17 protein-coding genes are annotated in these 21,032 nt (G+C 70.6%); 7 read left to right on the top strand and 10 right to left on the bottom strand.

Features of this window, described 5'->3' with window-relative positions; genetic code table 11:
- Positions 1-350: 350 nt before the first annotated feature.
- Both VGR06_RS24060 and VGR06_RS24065 read right to left on the bottom strand, forming a co-directional pair.
- Complete coding sequence (locus tag VGR06_RS24060) at positions 351-1,259, bottom strand: cation diffusion facilitator family transporter (RefSeq protein ID WP_327561380.1); 909 nt, start codon at positions 1,257-1,259, stop codon at positions 351-353.
- A gap of 71 nt (positions 1,260-1,330) precedes the next feature.
- The gene (locus tag VGR06_RS24065; protein WP_327561381.1) at positions 1,331-3,055 is read right to left on the bottom strand and encodes an SDR family oxidoreductase; all 1,725 of its coding nucleotides are present in this window, start codon (positions 3,053-3,055) and stop codon (positions 1,331-1,333) included.
- A gap of 162 nt (positions 3,056-3,217) precedes the next feature.
- Here VGR06_RS24065 and VGR06_RS24070 point away from each other — a divergent pair, with 162 nt between their 5' ends.
- Positions 3,218-4,036 carry an SGNH/GDSL hydrolase family protein gene (locus VGR06_RS24070; protein ID WP_327561382.1) on the top strand — a complete coding sequence of 273 codons (819 nt, stop codon included), beginning with the start codon at positions 3,218-3,220 and terminating at the stop codon, positions 4,034-4,036.
- Between the two features lie 60 nt (positions 4,037-4,096).
- Here the strand turns inward: VGR06_RS24070 and VGR06_RS24075 are convergent, their stop codons facing one another.
- The 5 genes from VGR06_RS24075 to VGR06_RS24095 form a co-directional block, all read right to left on the bottom strand.
- Positions 4,097-5,956, bottom strand: coding sequence for an ArnT family glycosyltransferase (locus VGR06_RS24075; RefSeq protein WP_414637323.1), 1,860 nt, complete (start codon positions 5,954-5,956; stop codon positions 4,097-4,099).
- On the bottom strand, positions 5,953-7,200 hold the full coding sequence (locus VGR06_RS24080; RefSeq protein WP_327561383.1) for a bifunctional glycosyltransferase family 2/GtrA family protein: 1,248 nt from the start codon (positions 7,198-7,200) through the stop codon (positions 5,953-5,955). The genes VGR06_RS24075 and VGR06_RS24080 overlap by 4 nt, the downstream gene beginning before the upstream one ends.
- A gap of 50 nt (positions 7,201-7,250) precedes the next feature.
- On the bottom strand, positions 7,251-9,143 hold the full coding sequence (locus VGR06_RS24085; RefSeq protein ID WP_327561384.1) for a glycosyltransferase family 39 protein: 1,893 nt from the start codon (positions 9,141-9,143) through the stop codon (positions 7,251-7,253).
- 256 nt (positions 9,144-9,399) lie between these two features.
- Positions 9,400-10,875, bottom strand: a complete 1,476-nt coding sequence (locus VGR06_RS24090) for a HAMP domain-containing sensor histidine kinase (protein WP_327561385.1) — start codon at positions 10,873-10,875, stop codon at positions 9,400-9,402.
- Complete coding sequence (locus tag VGR06_RS24095; protein ID WP_327561386.1) at positions 10,853-11,590, bottom strand: response regulator transcription factor; 738 nt, start codon at positions 11,588-11,590, stop codon at positions 10,853-10,855. Before VGR06_RS24095 ends, VGR06_RS24090 begins: the two co-directional genes overlap by 23 nt.
- Positions 11,591-11,749: 159 nt before the next feature.
- Between VGR06_RS24095 and VGR06_RS24100 the strand changes: the two genes are divergently transcribed.
- Positions 11,750-12,361: a hypothetical protein gene (locus VGR06_RS24100; protein ID WP_327561387.1), complete on the top strand. Its 612-nt coding sequence runs from the start codon at positions 11,750-11,752 to the stop codon at positions 12,359-12,361.
- A gap of 299 nt (positions 12,362-12,660) precedes the next feature.
- On the opposite strand, the gene VGR06_RS24105 is transcribed toward VGR06_RS24100, so the two are convergent.
- Together VGR06_RS24105 and VGR06_RS24110 are read right to left on the bottom strand one after the other, a co-directional pair.
- Complete coding sequence (locus VGR06_RS24105; protein ID WP_327561388.1) at positions 12,661-13,956, bottom strand: PHB depolymerase family esterase; 1,296 nt, start codon at positions 13,954-13,956, stop codon at positions 12,661-12,663.
- A 119-nt stretch (positions 13,957-14,075) separates the two neighbouring features.
- Complete coding sequence (locus VGR06_RS24110) at positions 14,076-15,071, bottom strand: LacI family DNA-binding transcriptional regulator (protein ID WP_327561389.1); 996 nt, start codon at positions 15,069-15,071, stop codon at positions 14,076-14,078.
- A 134-nt stretch (positions 15,072-15,205) separates the two neighbouring features.
- Here VGR06_RS24110 and VGR06_RS24115 point away from each other — a divergent pair, with 134 nt between their 5' ends.
- Positions 15,206-16,840, top strand: coding sequence for a hypothetical protein (locus VGR06_RS24115; protein WP_327561390.1), 1,635 nt, complete (start codon positions 15,206-15,208; stop codon positions 16,838-16,840).
- A 56-nt stretch (positions 16,841-16,896) separates the two neighbouring features.
- On the opposite strand, the gene VGR06_RS24120 is transcribed toward VGR06_RS24115, so the two are convergent.
- Complete coding sequence (locus VGR06_RS24120; RefSeq protein WP_327561391.1) at positions 16,897-17,292, bottom strand: helix-turn-helix transcriptional regulator; 396 nt, start codon at positions 17,290-17,292, stop codon at positions 16,897-16,899.
- A 192-nt stretch (positions 17,293-17,484) separates the two neighbouring features.
- On the opposite strand from VGR06_RS24120, the gene VGR06_RS24125 reads away from it, so the two are divergent.
- From VGR06_RS24125 to VGR06_RS24140, 4 genes are read left to right on the top strand one after another with little or no spacing between them, the layout of a single operon-like run.
- Positions 17,485-18,372: a hypothetical protein gene (locus VGR06_RS24125; RefSeq protein WP_327561392.1), complete on the top strand. Its 888-nt coding sequence runs from the start codon at positions 17,485-17,487 to the stop codon at positions 18,370-18,372.
- 48 nt (positions 18,373-18,420) lie between these two features.
- The gene (locus VGR06_RS24130; protein ID WP_327561393.1) at positions 18,421-19,191 is read left to right on the top strand and encodes a hypothetical protein; all 771 of its coding nucleotides are present in this window, start codon (positions 18,421-18,423) and stop codon (positions 19,189-19,191) included.
- Positions 19,192-19,202: 11 nt separating this feature from the next.
- Positions 19,203-20,552 (top strand): hypothetical protein, encoded by a 1,350-nt coding sequence (locus VGR06_RS24135; protein WP_327561394.1) that lies wholly within the window; start codon positions 19,203-19,205, stop codon positions 20,550-20,552.
- 5 nt (positions 20,553-20,557) lie between these two features.
- Positions 20,558-21,031, top strand: a complete 474-nt coding sequence (locus tag VGR06_RS24140) for a hypothetical protein (protein WP_327561395.1) — start codon at positions 20,558-20,560, stop codon at positions 21,029-21,031.
- Position 21,032: the final 1 nt, after the last annotated feature.

Here is a 21,032-nt window from a genome sequence, read left to right on the forward strand (position 1 = left end):
GGCGTGGTCATGATTCTTTGGCGCGAAGCGCCCCCCGCCAACCGGCACCCCAAAACCAAACCGGCACCGACGAGCACCACGGCGGCGCCACAGGCGGCGCCGTAGCGCTTCCTTTGTCTTTCCCTCTCCTAAAATTTCTAATCTTTTTAAAGGCGACCATCACCTGCCAAGAGCGGGAGAAGGATCCACTGCAAGGTTGTGGGCAGAGGAGGCCGCCCGCGGCCGAGTCTGTCCACAGCCTTGCGCCGGAACGCCGGACCCAGCCCACCCAAAGGCGACCACCCCGAGCGTTCCGACGAAGCCCGGTAGACCCGCCAAGCAAAACCGCGCCCAGCCCCGCCAAGCGAGACCTACCAGGACATCCCCTGACACCCCGCCGACGTCCCCCGCCCCTCACACTGCAAAGTAGCGTGCTCAATCCGATACCGACTCGCCAGCAGCCCCTGCGCAGCGCGAAGCACACGATCCCGGTCCACCCCATCACGCAAAGTCAAATGCGCAGAAAGCACCTCCATCCCCGAGGTGAGCGTCCAGACGTGCAGATCGTGAACCCCGGCAACACCCTGCAGCCCACCCAGCGCGCTGATCATCTCCGGCACGTCGACCCGCTCCGGGGCATGCTGGAAGAGGATGTTGAGGGAGCGACGGGCAAGCGTCCACGTACGCGGGAGGACGAACAAGCCGATCGCCACACCGATGAGCGGGTCGGCGTAGCGCCAGCCGAAGAGCAGCGTTGTCGCGCCGCTGAGGAGAACCCCGAAGGAGCCGATCAGGTCGGCGAGGACCTCGAGGTACGCGCCCCGGACGTTGAGGCTTTCGCTGGATCCCTTGCGGAGCAACAGGAACGAGGCGAGGTTGGCGAGCAGGCCCAGGGACGCGGCGATGATCACAGGGAGGCCGGGAACGTCGGGCGGGTCGGCGAACCGGGTAGCGGCCGCGACCACCACGTAGCCGGCGACGCCGAACAGCAGCACGGCGTTGGCGAGGGCGGCGAGAACTTCGGCCCGGTAGAGGCCGAATGTCCGGTGTGGACGGTTGGACTTCCGGTTGGCGACGACGATGGCGACCAGCGCGAGGCCCACCCCGATCATGTCGGTGAGCATGTGCGCGGCGTCGGAGATGAGCGCCAGTGAGGAGGTGGCGAGGCCGACGGTCAGCTCGACCGCCATGAACACCGCCGCGATGGCGAACGCGGCGGTCAGCCGGCCGCGGTGCCGCCCGGAGGCGCTGGCCGGCGTGTGGCCGTGGCCGTGTCCCATCTCCCCTGCCTTCTCGCCGGTTCAATCCCGAGGAGAACGTATAGTCGCATGCGCATGAGTACAACGTCAGATTACTCGCCGGCGTGTGCGACCTTGGTCGCCTGCCGGTCGAGCCAGCGGCCGAACGCCCTGGTGAGGATGGGTGCGATCCGGGCGCCCAGGGCGGTGATCCGGGCCTCCGGGGTGACCGGGACGACGACCCGGTTGTCCCGCACGGCCCTGATCACGGCCGCGGCGACCTTGTCCGGGCTGTAGCCGCGCCGACGGTAGGCGGCGGTGGCGCGCTCCCGCCGGGCCCGCTCCTGGTCCGGGGTGGTACCGGCGAACCGGGTGGTGCCGGTGATGTTCGTGTGCACGACGCCCGGGCAGATCGCGCTCACCCCGATGCCGGCCGGTTTCAGCTCGCCCTCGAGGCACTGGGCGAGCATCAGCACGCCGGCCTTGGTCGTCGAGTACGCCGGCAGCGTGGGGGTGGGGAAGAAGCCGGCCATGGACGCGGTGATCACCACGTGGCCACCCTCGCCGCGCTCGACCAGCGGCGGCAGGAACGCCCGTAGCGTGTTGACCACGCCCCACAGGTTCACGTCCAGCACCCGGCGCCAGTCCTCCTCGGAGGTCTCCAGGAACGACCCGCTGACACCGATGCCGGCGTTCGCCATGATCACGTCGGGCACGCCGTGCTCAGTGCGAATCTGATCAGCCAACTTCCCGGTGGCCAATCCGTCGGCGACGTCGAGTTGGAACGGGAACGCCGCCGAGCCGTGCGTAGCGGCGGCCTCGGCAGTCTCCTTGGCCGTAGCAAGGTCGACGTCCAGGCAGAGCACGTCCGCACCCTCCTGGGCGAAGGCGAGCGCGGTGGACCGGCCGATGCCGCTGCCGGCACCGGTGACCAGGGCGAGCCGGCCGGACAGCGGTCCGCGCTCCTCGCCGACCCGGGACCGGGCCAGCTCGCGGCTGGCCGGCCGGCCCTCGATGTGGTCGACGAACTCGGTGACCAGCCGGGTGACCGCCCGGGGATGGGTGCGGACCGCCCAGTGGCCGGCGGCCAGCTCGCGCCGCCAGAGCCGGGTGCACCACGGGTCGGCGGCGGTGAGCAGGTTCAGCGTGCAGTACTGATCCTGAGTTAGTGCTATCTGCTGGATGGGTACTTTCGTTTCGCCGGGTACCGGTCGCCTGGGCCGGTACGGCATGTTCGCCCGGTACAGCCCGAGGCCGTTGCGGGCGTCGCGGTAGTCGGCGTGGAACCTCGCCCGCAGCGCCGGCAGCCGCCAGACCAGTTCGGGCACCGCGGGCACCTGGAACGCCGCCATGTACCAGGAGTGCGCGGCCTGCCGGAGCACGTGCGGGGCGCGCCGCGGGCTGCGCAGGCCGCCTCGGGTCCAGTGTCCGATGTGCTCGAGGCTCGGCCCGGAGATCGTGGTGAACGAGGCGAACAGCTTGGCGTGCAAGGGTTCGGTGACCGCCTCCCAGGCGTGGATGGAACCCCAGTCGTGGGCGACGAGGTGTACCGGACCGTCCGGGCTGACCGCCGCCACGACCGCGACGAGGTCCTCGACCAGGTTCTCGATCCGGTAGCCGTCCCGGGTCTTCGGCTCCTCCGACTCACCGTGCCCGCGCAGGTCGTACCGCACCACCCGGAACCGCTCGGCGAGTAACGCGGCCACCCCGTCCCACACCGACGAGTTGTCCGGATACCCGTGCACCAGCAGGATCGTCCGCCCCTCGGCCCGCCCCTCCTCCCGCACCGCGAGCCGCACCCCGCCCGAGTCCACCCACCGCCGTCGCGTGTCGCTCATGCCGATCACCGTAGGCGCTCGAGCCAGCGTAGCGTCGGGGGAAAGTCACTCACCGTGCGCTCAATTGCAAACGCACTCACCATTCGGGCGATAGCAATTCTCCAGGCCACCAGCTCACGCTGAGATCACCCTGCTATCTCCTGCGTGCCGTGGGAGGTCCACATGCGCCGCCTCCTCCTCGTCCTGCCCCTGGCCTTCGCCACCGTGATCACCCTCGCGATCGTCCCCTCCGCACAAGCCGCACCGGGTCCGTACACCGCGCTCGGCGACTCCTACTCCTCCGGCGTCGGCACCCGGACCTACTACGCCGACAGCGGTTCCTGCTACCGCTCCCCCAGCGCCTACCCGGTGCTCGTGGCCCAGCGCACCGGCGCGCCGCTCACCTTCGCCGCCTGCTCCGGGGCGCGGGTGGCCGACGTGCAGAACACCCAGCTCGGCAGCCTCAACGCGGGCACCGCGCTGGTGACCGTGTCGATCGGCGGGAATGACGCCGGATTCGTCGACGTGATCACCTCGTGCGCCCGCCCCTGGCCGTGGACCTGCTGGGGCGATATCGACAACGCCAACGCGTTCATCCGGAACACCCTGCCCGCCCGGCTCGACGGCCTGTACAACACGATCCGCGGCCGCGCTCCCAACGCGACGGTCGTCGTGGTCGGCTACCCGCGGCTGTTCAACGGCCAGGAGTGCAACTTCGGCGCCCGGATCAGTTCCGGCGAGCAAACTGAGCTGAACAAGACCGCCGACCTCCTCGACAGCACCACCGCCGCCCGCGCCGCCGCCCACGGATTCGGCTTCGTTGACCCGAGATCCGCCTTCACCGGCCACGCCATCTGCTCCACCGCCGAGTGGCTCAACGGCCTGTCCAACCCGATCATGGAGTCCTACCACCCCAACCAGACGGGCCAGTCCGCCGGCTACACGCCGCTCGTCCTGGCCCGCCTGGGGGTCACCGTCGGAGCGGGGGTGGCTGCGGCCTGAATGCCATGAAGGTGACCTTCAGGACGTTGAGCGTCCTGAAGGTCACCTTCATGGCAGTCCCTACCCGCGGAGGTCGTAGACGGTAGCGCCGCCGATGATGGTGGCGGTGTAGTTGTCCGCGACCCACTGGGCGATCTCGCTGTTGCCGCGGCCGGGGCCGCCGCCCATGCCGCCGCCGCTGATGTAGTAGCTGATCCGGCCTTCGCTGACCCATTGCTGGAACTGGGCGAGGGTGGGCGCGGGGTCGCTGCCGTTCCAGCCGCCGATGGCGATCACGGCTTTGCCGCTGGCGAGTTGGAGGTTGGCGGCGGAGGTGGCGCCGGTGGTGGCGGCGGCCCAATCGGTGGTCGTCTGCGAGAGGAAGGTGGTCAGCTCGGTGCTGGACGCCTCGCTGCCGGGGCCGCCGCCCATGCCGCCGCCGAAGCCGCCCGCGGAGTACTCGGCCGGACCGGAGACCGGGATCGAGCCGCTGTGTGTCGCAGACGCGGTGGCGACGGCGTAGGCGCCGGATGCGGCACCGGTGGTGATGATCGCGGCGGCCGCGATCACGGCGACCAGGCGGCGCATCGTGGGCAGGCCGACGATCACCACAGTGGCCACCACGACGCTTGCCACGAGGATCAGCCAGCGCAGTGCGGGGAGCCAGGTTTCGCTGCGGTGCAACAGGATGAAGGACCAGGCGCCGGTGACCGCGATCATCGCGCCGAGGGTGATCCGGGCGGGTGGGTAGGCCCGGCCGCGCCAGAGCTCGCGGCCGCCGATGGCGACCAGGGCGGCGATGGCGGGTGCCAGGGCGACCGAGTAGTACGGGTGCGTGATGCCGCTCATGTAGCTGAACACGAGCGCGGTGACGACCAGCCAGCCGCCCCAGAGGATCAGCGCGGCGCGGGTGCGGTCGGTGCGCGGGGCGCGCCGGGTGAACCAGAGGCCGGCGACGAGGGCGATCAGCGCGGCGGGCAGCAGCCAGGAGATCTCGGTGCCGAAGCTGGCGCCGAACATGCGGAACAATCCGGTGCTGCCGCCGAACGCGGTGTTCCCGTTGCCACCGCCGCCGAAGCCACCGCCGCCCGGGTTGCCGTCACCGCCGAAGATCCGGCCGAAACCGTTGTAGCCCAAGGCAAGCTCCAGCACGCTGTTGTCGGTGGAGCCGGCGATGTAGGGGCGGCTTTCGGCGGGCCAGAGCGCGACCAGCGCCACGAACCAGCCGGCGGAGACGACCAGAGCGCCCAGCGCGGCGAACAGGTGCGCGATCCGGCGGCCCAGACCCGTTGGGGCGGCGACCAGATACATCAGGCCGAACGCGGGCAGCACCAGGAACCCTTGCAGCATCTTGGTGAGGAAGGCGAACCCGATCGCGGCGCCGGCCAGCATGAGCCAGCGCACGCTCGCCTTCCCGGTGGCCCGCACGGTGCAGTAGGCGCCGGCGACGAGCAACAGGACGAGCAGCGCGTCAGGAAGGTTGAACCGGAACATGAGCACCGCCACCGGGGTGACGGCGAGCGCCGCGCCGGCCATCAGCCCGGCGACGTGGCCGGAGGTGCGACGCACCGTGGCGTACAGAAGTCCCACCGCGGCAACGCCTTCGAGTGCCTGCGGGGCCAGCACGGTCCAGCTGGAGAGGCCGAAGATCCGGGCGAACAACCCGCTCACCCAGAGTGCGGCCGGGGGCTTGTCGACGGTGATCACGCCGCCGGGGTCCAGCGAGCCGAACAGCCACGCCTTCCAGCTCTGCGCGCCGGCCTGGGTGGCGGCGGCGTAGAAGCTGTTGCCGTAGCCGGACGCGGTGAGGTCCCACAGGTACAGCACGGCCGTGGCGGCGAGCAGGACCAGCACCGACGGCCGGACCGGGAAAGCCTTGCGGTGCGGGGGTTCCGCAGCGGCCTGGGTGGCGATGCGTTCGGGGGCCAGGGTGGTGGTCACAGGGTCTCCTTCACGGCGGCGCGGCGCGGGTTGAACACCCAGCCGCGGAGCAGGACGAAACGCAGGACGGTCGCGGCCAGGTTGGCCAGGACCAGCACGGAAAGCTCCAGCACGCGGCCGGGCTCGGTGAGCGAGTTGAGCAGGGCCAGCGAGCCCGAGGTGAGCGCCAGCCCGAGGCCGAACACGACCAGGCCCTCGAGCTGATGGCGGCCGGCCCGCTCGCGGCCGCGCACGCCGAAGGTGAGCCGGCGGTTGGCCGCGGTGTTGGCCACGGCGGTGATGCCCAGCGCCAGGAAGTTCGCCGCCTGCGCGCCCATTCCCAGGCGCAGCACCAGGAACAGCACGAGGTAGGCGAGCGTGCTCAGGATCCCGACGGCGGCGAACCGGACCAGCTGCCGGGGCAGGCCGGTGGGCACGCCGGGAGCCTGGACCGTCGTCGGGGCGCGGCCGAGCTGGGCGCGCAGCGCGCGGACCGGGACCGCGCCGGTGGCCAGCGCCCGGCCGAGCCGGACGATGCCCTTGAGGTCGGCGACCGCGGTGGCCACGATGTCCACCCGGCTGTCCGGATCGTCGACCCAGTCCACCGGCACCTCGTGGATGCGCAGGCCCGAGCGCTGCGCGATGACCAGCAGCTCGGTGTCGAAGAACCAGCCGGTGTCGTTGACGTGCGGCAGCAGCCGCCGCGCCACGTCGGCCCGGATCGCCTTGAAGCCGCACTGCGCGTCGGTGAACCGGGCGGCCAGGGTTCCGCGCAGCAGCAGGTTGTAGCCGCGGGAGATCAGCTCACGCTTGGGCCCGCGGACCACCTGCGCGCCGCGGGCCAGCCGGCTGCCGATGGCCAGGTCCGAGTGTCCGGAAAGGACGGCGGCGACCAGCGGCGAGAGCGCGGCGAGGTCGGTGGACAGGTCCACGTCCATGTAGGCCAGCACCGCCGCGTCCGATGTGGACCACACCGCATGCAGGGCGCGGCCGCGGCCCTTCCTGTTCAGGTGCACCGAGGTCACCTCGGGCAGCTCGGCGGCGAGCCGCCCGGCGATCGCGAGCGTGCCGTCCGTGCTGGCGTTGTCGGCGATCGTGACCCGGAAGCGGTACGGAAAGTGCTCGGTGAGGTACGTGTGCAGGTGCCGCACGCACGGCTCGAGGTCGCGCTCCTCGTTGTACACCGGGATCACCACGTCCAGCACGGGGCCGGTTCCGTTGGTGTCGACCGGAAGTCGCTGCGGTTGGTGCATGGTGACGGTCATGTCCATTACGGTGTCCGGCCCGGCTGGGTGGCTGGTGTGGCCTTGCTGTGTCATCGCTGTGAGCCGCTCAGGTCGTACACCGTCACACCATCCACGGTGGACGCGGTGAAGTTGTCCGCCACCCAGTCGGCGACCTGCTGGGACACGTCGCTGCCGCTGTTGCCCTGCATCATGACGCCGCCGAGGAAGTACCGGATCGCTCCACTTCGGACATACTCCTGGAACTGCTGCAGCGTCGGGAACGGGTCAGTGCCGTTGAAGCCGCCGACCGCGAGCACCGGCAGGCTGCTGGCAAGCTGGTAGCCGGCCGCGTTGTTGGAGCCGACCGTGGCCGCGACCCAGGTGTAACCACCAGAAGCGTTGCGCAGTAATGAAGTGAGCTCCGCGCCAGGGGTGGTGGCGTTGAGCAGCCCACCCATGCCGCCGCCCATTCCCCCAGCACGGCGCCCGGTACCACCGCCCGGTGGACCGCCGCCGAACCCTCCGGAACTTGACGGACCGGCCGAGGGAATCGCCCCGGTGTGCGGCACGGCAGCCGTGGCCACGCCGTACGCCGCGGGTGCGAGCAGGATTGCGATCATCGCGATGCTAGCGACAATGCGTTGGGCCACTTGAGGAATCTGGCTCACCACGATGATCAGTCCGGCGGTGAGCAACCCAGCGGTCAGCACCACCGGGCGCAGCCACGGCTGCCAGTCCGTTTCCCGGCCAAGCAGCACGTAGGCCACCAGCACCGTGATCGCGATTCCCGCTGCGAGGCCACCTGCGGCTACCGCGTCGTGGCGATGCCGCCAGGCCAGTGCGGCGCCGATGCCGACCAGTGCAGCAACCGCGGGCGCCAGAGCCACCGTGTAGTACGGGTGGATGATGCCCTGCATCAGGCTGAACACCGCGGCGGTGATGATCAGCCAGCCGCCCCACAGGATCAGCGCCGCCCGGATCCGGTTGGTGCGCGGTGCTTTCCGGGTCAGCCAGAGGCCCAGGCCGAGCGCCAGCACCGCGGCGGGCAGCAGCCAGGCGATCCCGCCGGCCATCTCGGTACCGAACAGCCGGCTCCAGCCGGTCGAACCCCAGCCACCGCCGGGTGAGCCGCCGACGCTGCCCACCTCCTCGCCGTTGAGCCGGCCTACACCGTTGTAGCCCAAGGCAAGCTCCAGCACGCTGTTGACCTGCGAGCCGCCGATGAACGGGCGGCTGCTCGCCGGCCACAGCTCGACCGCCAGCACCCACCAACCGCCGGCCACGACCATCGCGCCCAGCGCCGCTCCGAGGTGCGCGACCCGCCGGCCGAGGCTCGCCGGCGCGGCGACCAGGTAGGCCAGGCCGAACGCCGGCAGGACCAGGAAAGCCTGCAGCATCTTGGTGAGGAAGGCGAACCCGACCGCGGCGCCGGCCAGCATGAGCCAGCGCACGCTCGCCTTCTCGGTGGCCCGCACGGTGCAGTACGCGCCGGCCACCAGCAGCAGCGTCAGCAAAGCGTCGGGGTTGTTGAACCGGAACATCAGCACGGCCACCGGGGTGACCGCGAGCGCCGCGCCGGCCAGCAGACCCGCGGCGTGCCCGGCGGTCCGGCGCACCGTGGCGTAGAGCAGGCCGACCGCGGCGACGCCCTCGAGCGCCTGCGGGACCAGCACGCTCCACGAGCTGAGCCCGAAGATCTTGACGGACAGCGCCATCACCCAGACCGAGGCCGGGGTCTTGTCCAGGGTGATCCCGCTCGCGGCGTCGGTCGCGCCGAAGAACAGCGCCTTCCAGCTCGCCGCGCCGGCCTGCGCGGCCGCGGAGTAGTAGGCGTTGGCCCAGCCCGACGAGCCCAGGCCCCACAGGTAGAGCAGCGCGGTCCCGGCCAGCAGCGCCGCGAGCGCGATACTTCGGGTGCGGGGCGGCGGTTTGGGTTGCGCAGGCACGGACGGCGCGGCGGTGCGGGGCAAGGTCGCGGTCATGACATCAGCGTCGAGCGCGCACCTGGACACACCTTGTGCCATCCCTGTGCGCCCGCTGTGAACCGGCGTGTTGGCGCCCGGCGCGGGTGTGTTGGCGCCTGGCGTCGCCGTGTTGGCGCCTGGCGTCGCCGTGTTGGCATCTGGCGTCGCCACATTGGCGCTTGGCGCAGGCGCGCGCCACTGGGCGCGAACGCTGGGAGCCAACATGACTACGTGACGGGCCAACACGCCGACGTGAGGCGCCAACACGCGGGGGTTAGGCCGGCAGGGTCACGGTGAACCGGGTGCTGCCGGGGACGCTCGAGACCTCGACCGTGCCGTGATGGGCGGACACCACCGCGGCGACGATGGCGAGGCCGAGGCCGGTGCTGCCGGCGGCGCGGGAGCGGGAGCTGTCGCCGCGGGCGAAGCGTTCGAACACCTCGGGGAGCAGGTCCGGCGGGATGCCCGGGCCGTCGTCGGTGACCGTCAGGATCGCACTGTCCCGTGTGGACCGAACGCCCGTGGTCACGGTGGTGCCGGGTGGGGTGTGCGTGCGCGCGTTGGCGAGCAGGTTGGCCAGCACCTGGTGCAGGCGCGCGGCGTCGCCGGTGGCCTGGACGGGCTCGGCGGGCAGGTCGAGCCGCCACTTGTGGTCCGGCCCGGCGATCCGGGAGTCGCTGACCGCGTCCACGACCATCCGGGACAGGTCCACCGGCTCGGCCTCCACCGGGCGCCCGGCGTCCAACCTTGCCAGCAGCAACAGATCCTCGACCAGCGTGGTCATCCGGGCGGACTCGGACTCGACCCGGCTCATCGCATGCCGCACGTCCGTCGGGACCTCGTCGCGGCTGCGCCGGGTCAGCTCGGCGTAGCCGCGAATCGCCGCCAGCGGAGTGCGCAGCTCATGGCTGGCGTCGGCGATGAACCGGCGCATCCGGGTCTCGCTGGCGTGCCGGGCTTCCAGCGCGTTGCCGATGTGCCCCAGCATGCGGTTGAGCGCCGAGCCGACCTGGCCGACCTCGGTGCGCGGATCGGTGTCAGAATCCGGAACCCGCACCGACAGCGCAACTTCCCCGCGGTCCAGCGGCAGCTCAGCCACCCGCCCAGCCGTCGCAGCAACCCGTTGCAGCGGACGAAGAGTACGCCGCACGATAAATGTGCCGCCACCCCATGCCGCGGCCAACGCGATCAGCGAGATCCCGCCGAGAATCAAGCCGACGGTCAGCAGCGTCGCATCTACAGTGGACAGTGGCAACCCGGTGATCACGATGCTGCCGTCGTCGGCGCGTGTCGCGGTGAGTCGGTACGAACCGAAGTCACCAAGGTCGCGGGTGGTGGCGCCGCGCTCCACCGGTAATCCGGCGAGCACCGGATACAGATCAGCGGAGAGTTCTTCCGACCCGCCGGCGGAGCTTAACCGCTGGGCACTGCAGACCTGGCCGCGCACGATCCTCGCGTTGAGCGTGCCGGATCCCTGACCGGGCGCACTGGTGAGCGGCGGTGGCTGGTCCGACAGGCAGTTCTGCGCGGGCAGTTCGGGCAGGCGGCCCGGGCCTGGACGATGCGTCGCACGTCCACTCGCCTCGGCCAGTTGCTGATCAAGCTGTCCCATAAGGAACCGGTGCAGGGCGAACTCGGTCGTCAGGCTCAGGATCAGGCACACCACCGCGACGACGCCGACGAGCTGGACTATCAGTTTGGCGCGGAGGGATCTCGGGCGGCCCTGCCTACTCCGCGGGTTTGAGGACATATCCGGCGCCCCGCATGGTGTGGATCATTGGCTCCCGGCCGGCGTCGATCTTCTTGCGTAGGTACGAGATGTACAGCTCGACGATGTTGGCCTGGCCGCCGAAGTCGTAGCTCCACACCCGGTCCAGGATCTGGGTCTTGGACAGCACCCGGCGCGGGTTGCGCATGAGGAACCGCAGCAGCTCGAATTCCGTCGCGGTCAACGAGATCTGCTCGCCGCCGCGGTGCACCTCGCGGCTGTCCTCGTCCAGCGTGAGATCGCCGACCACCAGCTTGGCGCCGGCCTCGGCCTCGGTGACGCCGGTGCGCCGCATCAGCGCGCGCAGCCGCAGCACCACCTCCTCCAGGCTGAACGGCTTGGTCACGTAGTCGTCGCCGCCCGCGGTGAGCCCGGCGATCCGGTCCTCGACGGCGTCCTTCGCGGTGAGGAACAGCACCGGCAGCTTCGGCGCCTCGGTCCGCATCCGGCGCAGCACCTCGAGACCGTCGAAGTCAGGCAGCATGATGTCCAGCACCACCGCGTCCGGCCGGAACTCGCGCGCCACCCGCACGGCGTTGCGCCCGTCGGCGGCGCTGCGCACCTCCCAGCCCTCGTAGCGCAGGGCCATCGACACCAGCTCGGCCAGCGTCACCTCGTCGTCCACGACCAGCACCCGAACGGGTGTGCCGTCCGGCCGGCGCAGCTCGGATCGGGCGGGGGCGCTCATCGTGGTCATGGTCCTCATCGTCGGGTGCCCGGTTTTGCCGGAACTGTGGTGTTCCTGTGTATCACCTGTGACCCGACCTCACAGGTCGGGCGGGGCGGATACACAGGTCCTACACAGGCTGGGCGGCGACGGTGGCACAGACAGCCCGTCTCGACAGGGAGGATCGACATGAGCACCGACGCGCCCAGCACCCCGGAGCAGCCGTGGGGCGCGGAGCAACCCGTGCCGCCGCAGCGACCCAAGTGGAGCGGCCGGAAGACCGCGGCCGCGGTGGCCATCGCGGTGGTGATCGCGGGGGGCGGCGGCGCGGCCATCTGGGCGGCCACCGCCAACGACTCCGGCAACCGGCCAGGCGGCGGACCGGGCGGGCCGGGGTTCGGCCGGTACGGTGGGCCGGGATTCGGCCAGGACGGTGGCCCGGACGGCGGCGGCCAGATGCGCGACCTCGGGCCGGCCGCGCTGGCCGACGCGCTGCACGGCGAGTTCGTGCTCGCCGACGGCAGCACGGATCTGCTGCAGACCGGCAAGGTGACGGCGATCAGCGCCACCTCGATCTCGGTCACCAGCACCGACGGCTACGCGAAGACGTACGTGATCAACGGTTCCACGCGGATCGACAATGGTCCGAACTCGACGGACAGCATCAAGACCGGCGACGAGGTGACCGTGATCGCGAAGCAGACGGACCTCTCCGCGATCACGGTCACCGACCGCGCCACGATGACGCAGCGGGTCCCGGGTCAACCTGGACAGCCCGGGCAACCGCCGCAGCCGCGGTGAACTGCCCTGTGGGTTATGCACAACGCCGGTTGCGAGTGGTGGGCCGCCGGGCGGTGTTCGATCCGACTAGCGAGGGTAGGCCGGAGGCCTGCCCGAGCGGTCGGACTAGCAACCAGCCCTGCCAAACCAGCCAGCAACCCGAACACCGCACGGCACGCTGGCCCACCGCGAGCAACCGGCCAGCCGGCCACGGTGCCGACGCAGCCACATGCCTTTGTGCATAACCCACTTCTCCATCGAGCAATGAATGCCTCATTCAGTGCCCCTGCCGCACCGAATGAGGCATTCATCGCCCTTACCTACTGGACGGTGCAGGCCGTCCCGTTCAGCGTGTACGAGGTCGGTTTGGCCGTGTTCCCGGTGTGCGTGGCCTGGAAGCCGAACCCGCTGATCGAGCCGCCGTTGGCACCGATCACCGCGTTGAAGCCGACGTTCCGCGCGGTCACCTGACCTGACGTCGGCGTGTACGTGGCGTTCCACGTCGAGGTGATCACCTGCCCGGCCGGCAGGGTGAACACCAGCGACCAGCCGTTGATCGCCGCGGAGCTGTTGTTGGTGACGGTGAAGTTCGACGTGAAGCCCGTGTTCCAGGCGTTCTGGTCATCCCGCACCGTGCAGCCACCCGGCGGCGGAGGCGGACCCGTCGTGGTGGTGGTGGTGGTCGTCGTCGTGGTCGTCGTCGTGGTGGTCGACGACGGCGGCGGGGAGCCGTCGAGGCCGAAGAACTGGATGGCGCGCAAGGCCTGGCCGCCCTGCGGCAGGCTGTGCCCGACGTTCTCCAGCCGGTTCGCCTCGACCGGTGCCTGGGTGCCGGTGCCGCCGTAGCGGGTGCGGGTCCAGCCGGAGCCCGGGGTGTCGGTCAGCGACGGGGTCTGGCTCAGGCCCATGACGTTGGTCCACTGCTTGATCTCCTCCCCGAAGTTGGGGAAGCGCAGGGTGGCGTCCGCGGTGCCGTGCCAGAGCTGCATCCGGGGGCGCGCTCCGGTGTAGCCCGGGTTCATGTTGCGGGCGGCGTCGCCCCACTGCTGCGCGGTCCGGATGATGTTGCCGTTGGCGCAGTCGCTGTTCCACTCGTTCGGCGGGGTGGTGGCGAAGCAGGTGGCCGGCACACCCATGAACGCCGCGCCCGCCTTGAACACGTCCGGGTAGTCGCCGAGGAGGACGTTGGTCATCATGGCGCCGGACGACGCACCGGTGACGTATACCCGGTTCGCGTCGCCGTTGCGGTTGGCCACCGTCCAGTCGATCATCGACTTGATCCCCACCGGGTCGCTGCCCCCGTTGCGCCGCAAGGCTTGTGCCGTGTAGACGTCGAAGCACTTGCTGCTGCGGGTCACGGTCGGGTAGACCACGATGAAGCCGAACTGGTCAGCCAGCCGGGCGAACTCGGTGCCACTGAAGAACACCGGGCCCGAACCGCCGCAGTAGTGCACCGCCACCAGGATGGGCGCCCGCGGCGTCACCACCCGGTCCGGAACGTAGACGTGCATCTGCAGGTTGCTCGGGTTGTTCCCGAAGTTCGTGACCTGGACCAGCGACGCCGCCGAGGCCGGCTGGGGCGAGAGCGCCACCAGCACGGTGACTGCGGCCAACACGACTGCCCCCAGACAGCTCAATGCCACTTTTCTCATCATTGAGAGATCTCCTCGCTTGCAGGGCGCGAAACATTCCGATTGTGTTCCGGAACGTTTCAGAAAGCAAGGAGACCGGATGCTCAACCTGCCGGCGGCGGCCCGGTGCTCTGCCGGACGACCAGCGCGGTGGCCAGCTCCACCCGGGTGCTCCTCGGATCCTCCCCCCGGGCCAGCTCGAGCACCAGGTTTGCGGCCGCGGCGCCCATCTGCACGAGGGGTTGCCGGACCGTGGTCATCGGCGGCCCGGCCCACCGGGTGAACGACAGGTCGTCGAAGCCGACCACGCTGAGATCCTCGGGGATGCGCACGCCGGCCTGGCGCGCCGCCTCGTAGACGCCGAAGGCCTGCAGGTCGTTGGCGGTGAACACGGCGGTCGGCGGGTCGGGCAGGCGCAGCAGCGCGGCGCCGTCACGCAGGCCGCCCTCCACATAGAGAGGGCTGCTGACTCGCACCAGGTCGGGGTCGACCGGCACGCCCGCGGCGTCCATGGCCGCGCGGTAGCCGTCCAGCCGGGCCCGGCAGCACGGCCACACGGTCGGGCCGCAGATCATGGCGATCCGGCGGTGGCCCAGCTCGAGCAGGTGCCGGGTGGCGGCCAGCCCGCCGTTCCAGTTGGTGGCGCCGACCGACGGCGTCTCGTGCAGCGGCTCCCCGGTCGGGTCCAGGACCACCAGCGGGATGGCGCGCGCGGCCAGCGTCGACTGCTGCGCGACGGTGAGGTCGGAGAACACCGCGACCACACCGGTCGGGCGGCGGGCCAGCACCTGCTCGGTCCAGGCCCGGCCCGGGGTGAGCCGGCCCTGCATCTCGGTGAGTACCACGGCCAGCTCGTGCTCGCGGGCCACCTGCTCGACCCCGCGGATGATCTCCAGTGCCCACAGGCTTTCCAGCGCGTGGAAGACCAGCTCGAGGATGGCGGCCGGCTCGGTCGACTCCGGGCGGCGGTAGCCGTGCTCGCGGATGACCTGCTCGACCCGCCTGCGGGTGTCCAGCGCGACCCCGGCCTGGCCGTTGATCACCCGGGAGACCGTGGGCGGCGAGACTCCCGCCAGCCGGGCGATGTCCGCGACGGTCATCTCGCCTCGCCGGCGTCCGGCCCGCCGCGCCGACGTCACCGCGGCAGAGTACCCCAACCGTGTCTTGACCGATGGTCCGCTGACCCCTAGTTTCGGAAAATACCGGACAGGTTCCGAAAGTTTTCGGAGGCATCATGGATCCCCGACCCCTGCTCGGGCGCCGCACGTTCCTCACCGGCACGCTCGCCACGGGCGCGCTTGCCGCCTGCGGCACCGGTGGCAGCACCAGCAACCCGTCACAGTCCGTCCAGGGGCTCAAGATGCCCACGCTCCAGGTATTCGCGGGCGTGAAACCGGACCTGCCGGGTAACGACCAAGGCTTACTCGACGCGTTCTCGAACTACCCCAGCCCACCGGTGAAGGCGTTCACCTCAGCACCCGGTGACGGCGGGCCGGTATCGGCGTTCGTGCTGACCGGCTCCCCGGTCCCGCCCGCGCTCCCGCAGAACCCGTTCTGGCAGGAGCTGAACAAGCGGATGAACGTGGATCTGAAGCTGACCATCGTGCCGAACGCGGACATGCCCACCAAGTTCGCCACCCTGGTCGCCGGCGACGACCTGCCCGACTTCATCGTGCCGGCGCTGTTCACCCCGAACGGCATGCCGGCCGGCATCGCCAACCTCCCGGCCTGGCTGAAGAGCAAGTGCCAGGACCTCACGCCGTATCTGTCCGGCGACGCGGTCAAGGAATACCCGTTCCTGGCGAACCTGCCCACCGCGTCGTGGAAGGACTGCCGGTACAACGGCGGCATCTACGGCCTGCCGACCCCCCGCGGCATCGGCGGCACCCTGATGTTCCGCCGCGACGACATCATCAAGCAGCTCGGCCTGAACCCCGACCCGAAGAGCTTTGCCGAGCTCCGGGAGCTGGCCAAGCAGGTGTCGGACACGAAGGCGAGCCGGTGGGCGTTCTCCCAGGCGCCGCTGGACTTCGTCCGGCAGATGCTCGGCCTGCCGTGGCGGTGGGCCGAGAAGGACGGCAAGCTGACCAGCGGCTACGAGATGGAGCAGGCCAAGCAGGCACTGTCCGACTGCGCGCAGATGTTCAAGGACGGCGTGATCCACCCGGACAGCACCGCGAACAACGCGCCGGTGAAGAAGTGGTTCAACTCCGGGCAGGCGGTGTTCAACGCCGACCGGTACACCGCCTGGCCGCAGTACTACGCGGACAACGTCGCCGGTCCGACCTTCGACATCGGCGGGCTCCGGCCGCCGAAATACGACGGCGGCGGGTTCGCCGCGACCTGGCAGGCCGCGCCCACCAACAACTTCACCGCTCTCAAGAAGGCGTCGGACGACCGAATCCGCTACCTGCTCAAGATCGCCAACTGGCTGTCCGCGCCGTTCGGCACCGAGGAGTGGCTGTTCCGCCGGTTCGGCGTCGAGGGCACGCACTACACCATGAAGAGCGGTGGCCCGGCCCAGACCCAGGCCGGCATCACCCAGACCGTGCTCGGCATCCGGTACATTGTGGACGCTCCAGACGTGATCTTCATTCCGGGCAACGCGGACGCCACCCGCAAGTCCTACGAGTACCAGAAGTCCATCATCCCGACCGCGGTCCACGACTCGCAGACCGGCATCTTCTCCGACACCTGGTCCCGCAAGCAGGGCCAGCTCGGCCAGCTCATCAACGACGCCCAGGGCGACATCCTCAGCGGCCGCAAGCCCGTCTCGGTCTGGGACGACGTCATGAAACAATGGCGTGAGAACGGCGGCGACAAGGTCCGCGGAGAGCTCGAAGAAGCCATCTCCAAGGGCGAGGGCTGAACTCAAAGCGGCCATGAAGGGTCCCTTCAGGACGCTCAACGTCCTGAAGGGACCCTTCATGGCATTCGGCCTCCGACGTGTGCCGGGTGCGCGTCCGCCGGCGCCGGCGGCTGGGGTAGCAAGCGATTCTCCATGGCCAGTGCCACCATTGCCGCGCGCGAATTCACGCCGAATTTGGTGAAGATTCGTCGAAGATATGAGGAGACCGTGAAGGAACTGATCTCCAATATCCCTGCAATGGTCTTGTTTGGATAGCCCTCGGCAACCATGCGCACGATCTCCGCCTCACGGGGGCTGAGCGCACCGGTGAGCGCGACAACGGACGATTCAAGCCGGCAACGAATGCCGTCGACGACGACATCGAGCAGCACCTCCGCTGAGCCGTCCAGTTGCGCCCGGGACAACGCGACGAGTTGGCGAACGAGTGACTCAATCTCGCTCGTCGATCGCACGCCGCACTCCATCCCGCCGAATTTCAAGATAAGCGAGTGTACGAAGCCGATCCGCCCCGATCCCGTCGCACAAGTGCGTGACACACATTCCGGCGGCACTCGTTCGTGCTGGACGAAAACGTGCCAATGGCGGTCGGGCATGACCGGTCCGTACGGTCCGTCTCATCAGCGACCGGCCACGGAGGTGCGGCGATGCAAGCAGTACGCGCGACCGAACTCGAGGACGAGTGGGAGTTCGAGGACGAGGCCGAGGACGAGCTCGAAGGCGAATTCGAGGGCGAGGAGTTCCTCGGAACCATCGCCAGGGGAATCGGCGGCCTGCTCGGCGGCCAGGGTGAGTACGAGGACGAGCTGGAAGGCGAGTACGAGTACGAGCTCGAGGACGAGAGCGAGGAGTTCTTCCGTCGGATCGGCCGGTTCATCCGCCGCGCGGCGCCGGTGCTGCGCCGGGTCGCCCGGGTGGCGGCGCCGATTGTTGGCACCGCCGTCGGTGGGCCGCTCGGCGGGGTGCTTGGCCGGGCAGCGGCCACTGCGCTGGGTGAGGAAGAGCTCGAGGGCGAGTACGAGGACGAGTACGAAGGCGAGCTGGAGTTCGAGGATGAGTACGAGGACGAGGCCGCCCCGGTAACCCCCAGCCAGGCTGTGGCAGAGCTGATGGCGAGCGTCGCGTCCCAGGCGCGGACCGAGACCGAAGCGGAGGCGATGGTCGGCGCGGCGACGCTGCTGTCGGTCTCCGCGGCCGACCGCGCCGAGCTGCGCAGGATCCTGCCGCATCTGGTCCGCGGCACCGCGGTCCTGACCCGCATCCTGCGCCGCCGCCGGGTGACGAGGCCCGCGGTCCGCGTGGTCCCGACGATCGTCCGTCAGACGTCACGGGCGCTTGCGCAGCGTGCGGCCGCTGGACGTCCGGTGACGAGGCAGGCCGCGGCGCGCACGATGGCCGCCCAGACCCGTCACGTGCTGGGTAGCCCGCGCGCCTGCACAGCGGCCGTGAGCCGGAACGTCCGCGCCACCCAGGCGGCGAGGAGGGCCACGCCGGCAACCGGGGCGCGGCTGCGGCGGCGCCAGGCGCTGCGGTAACCCGGCCCGAGTTCTCCTCCCATCCGAGCCGTACACGGAGGCCGGCACATGACCACCAGCGCGGAACTTCTGCAAGCGACGCCCGAGTACGAGTTGGAGCTCGAAGGTGAATTCGAAGCCGAGTATGAGGACGAGGAGTTCTTCCGGTCCATCGCGCGGCTTGCCAGGCGGGCCGCCCAGAACCCGGCGCTGCGCCGGGTCGGCCTGGCCGCCGCCCGCTCCGCGCTGTCCGGTCTCGGCGGGGTCGGCGCGGCGATCGGGGGGCCGACCGGCTCGCGGGGCGCCCGGATCGGAGGCCCCGCCGGTGCCGCGATCGGTCGCACCCTGACCGACCTGCTGCCCCAGCAGGAGCTGGAGGGCGAGTGGGAGTACGAGGTCAACCCGATCCGCCGGGTGTACCCGGAGGCCCTGATGGAGCACCTCGGCCACGCCGCCGCCGCGTCCGCGAGCGAGGCGGAGGCGGAGGCGTTCATCGGCGCGCTGGTCCCACTCGCCGCGCGGGTGGCTCCGCAGGCGGCGCGGGCGATCATGCGCAACGCGCCGCAGCTCGTCCGCGGGATCGCGGCGGTGACCAGGACGCTGCGCCGCAACCCGGCGACCAGGCCGCTGGTGCGCGCCCTGCCGACGGTCGTGCGGCGCACCGCGCAGTGCCTCGGCCGGCAGGCCGCCGATGGTCGGCCCATCACCCCGCGGACGGCGGTGCGCACCCTCGCCGCGCAGACCGCGGGCGTGCTCGGCAACCCAAGGCAGTGCGCGGCGGCGTACCGGCGCTCCCGGGCACTGGATCGCCGCTTCCACATCGCGGCCGCACGGCCCTGAATGGATCGGCGATGAACGACCCGAGCGCACAGCCGCTGGTCCGGCGCAACGGACGGCCGGCGCGAGTCCCCAGGCCGCAGGCGACACCAGCGGCGCCGGTGGCCGCCGGGCCCGTGCTGCGCCCGTGGCTGCGCGCCCAGTCGGTCAACGTCGTGCGGCACGCCGCGGCGCTGCGGCCGTTCGCCGACGGCGAGTTCGGCACCGACGCCGCCGCTCCCAGCCGCGGGCATGTGCAGGCGGTCAACGCGCTCATCGTTCGCCTGCGGGACCTGCTGATCCGCCGTACCCGGCAGGTCACCGACGCCGGCGAGCTAGCCAAGCGGCAGCCGAACACGGGCAGGCTGACCCGCGTGCTGGTCACCAAGGAGCGCGCGCACGCCCAGGTGCGGGCGGTCGAGACCGTGTGGGACTTCTACTTCGAGCTGTTCGGGCAGCGCCAGTCGCGGTTCGCACCGTGGCTGCTCGCCTGCGACCGGATCGCCCTGGACTGCTACCAGGTCGCCTTCCTCGGGGTCGGCGAGGCGAAGCCGATCCCGGCTCCGCCGCCGTTCTCCTATATGCGGACCGGTTTTTCGCCGGCCACCTACCGCCGCAGCATCCCGTTGCGCCGCCTCGGCCGCCAGCTCAACCCGTTCCCGCTGATCCAGCTGCCCTACCACCGGCTGGTGAACCCATGGACCCTCGGCGCGATCCTGCACGAGGTGAGCCACAACCTGCAGAACGAGCTCGGGCTCGCCGAGGTGATCCCGAACGCCATCGCGCGGCGGCTGCGGGCGGCAGGCCTGCCCGAGCCGGTCGTGGCGACCTGGCGGCGGTGGAACCGGGAGACCTACGCCGATCTCAGCGGCCTGCTGCTCGGCGGCCCGGCCGTGGTCGCGTCCCTGTTGGATGTCATCGGCCGCGGACCGGCGACCGTGCTGGCCTACCACCCGCGCGCCCCGCACCCGACCCCGTACCTGCGCGCCCTGATCAGCGTAGAGCTGTTGCGGCGCATGGGGTTCACCGGCGAGGCGGACCGCTTCCGGGCCATGTGGACCAGGCTCTACCCCGACCCCACCGGGGGAACCCTCCCCCGTCCGCTGCTGGCCACCGCCGCCCGGACCGTGCCGCTGATCGTGGACACCATCTGCTACCAGCCCTGTCGCGTCCTCGGCGGCAAGCGGCTCGCTGATGTGCTTCCTTTTGGCCGCAAGGAACAACAGATCAACGAGGAGGCTGCGCGCCGCCTCGCCTCGGGCAACGACCCCGGCATCGTCCCCGAGCGCTTCCTGATCGGCGCCGCTCGGATCGCCCTGGACAACTGCCTGGCGCGCCCCGGCGTCATCGCCCGCAACTTCTACGAAGCACTGGGGCGGAGGTAGGTCACATGGCGACCGTGCCGAACTTCCAGACCCTGTGGGCCGCGCTGCACACACTGCGGGACAGCCTTCGCATGCTCGGGCTCACCGTCGGACAGGACCACCCGCCCGCTCGGGCGGTGCCGCAGCCGGTGCGGCGGGCCACCGAGGATGTCGACGATCTGATCGGCACCCTGCACGACGCCATCGCCGCGATCGCCGAGGGCGGGTTGCGCGCCTGCCACGAGCGGCTGATCGCCATGGCCCGGATGTCCAGCGCCGGCCTCGCCTCGCCCGAACGCCTCGACGACCTGGCGTCGGTCGCCCGCGACCGCGGCGGCAACTGGCAGCGTTGGCTGGGAACCGTCCTCAATGGACTGATCAATTTTCAGGACGCGCTGTGGGACAGCCACTCCGCGGCACTCACCTGCTGGGACGACCTCGCCACCACGCCGCCGCGCATCCGGGTCTCCGGTTCGGCGCCACCCACCGAGGAGGACTGAC

It is taken from the genome of Actinophytocola sp. (assembly GCF_036002505.1).
Taxonomy (GTDB): Bacteria; Actinomycetota; Actinomycetes; order Mycobacteriales; family Pseudonocardiaceae; genus DASYTH01.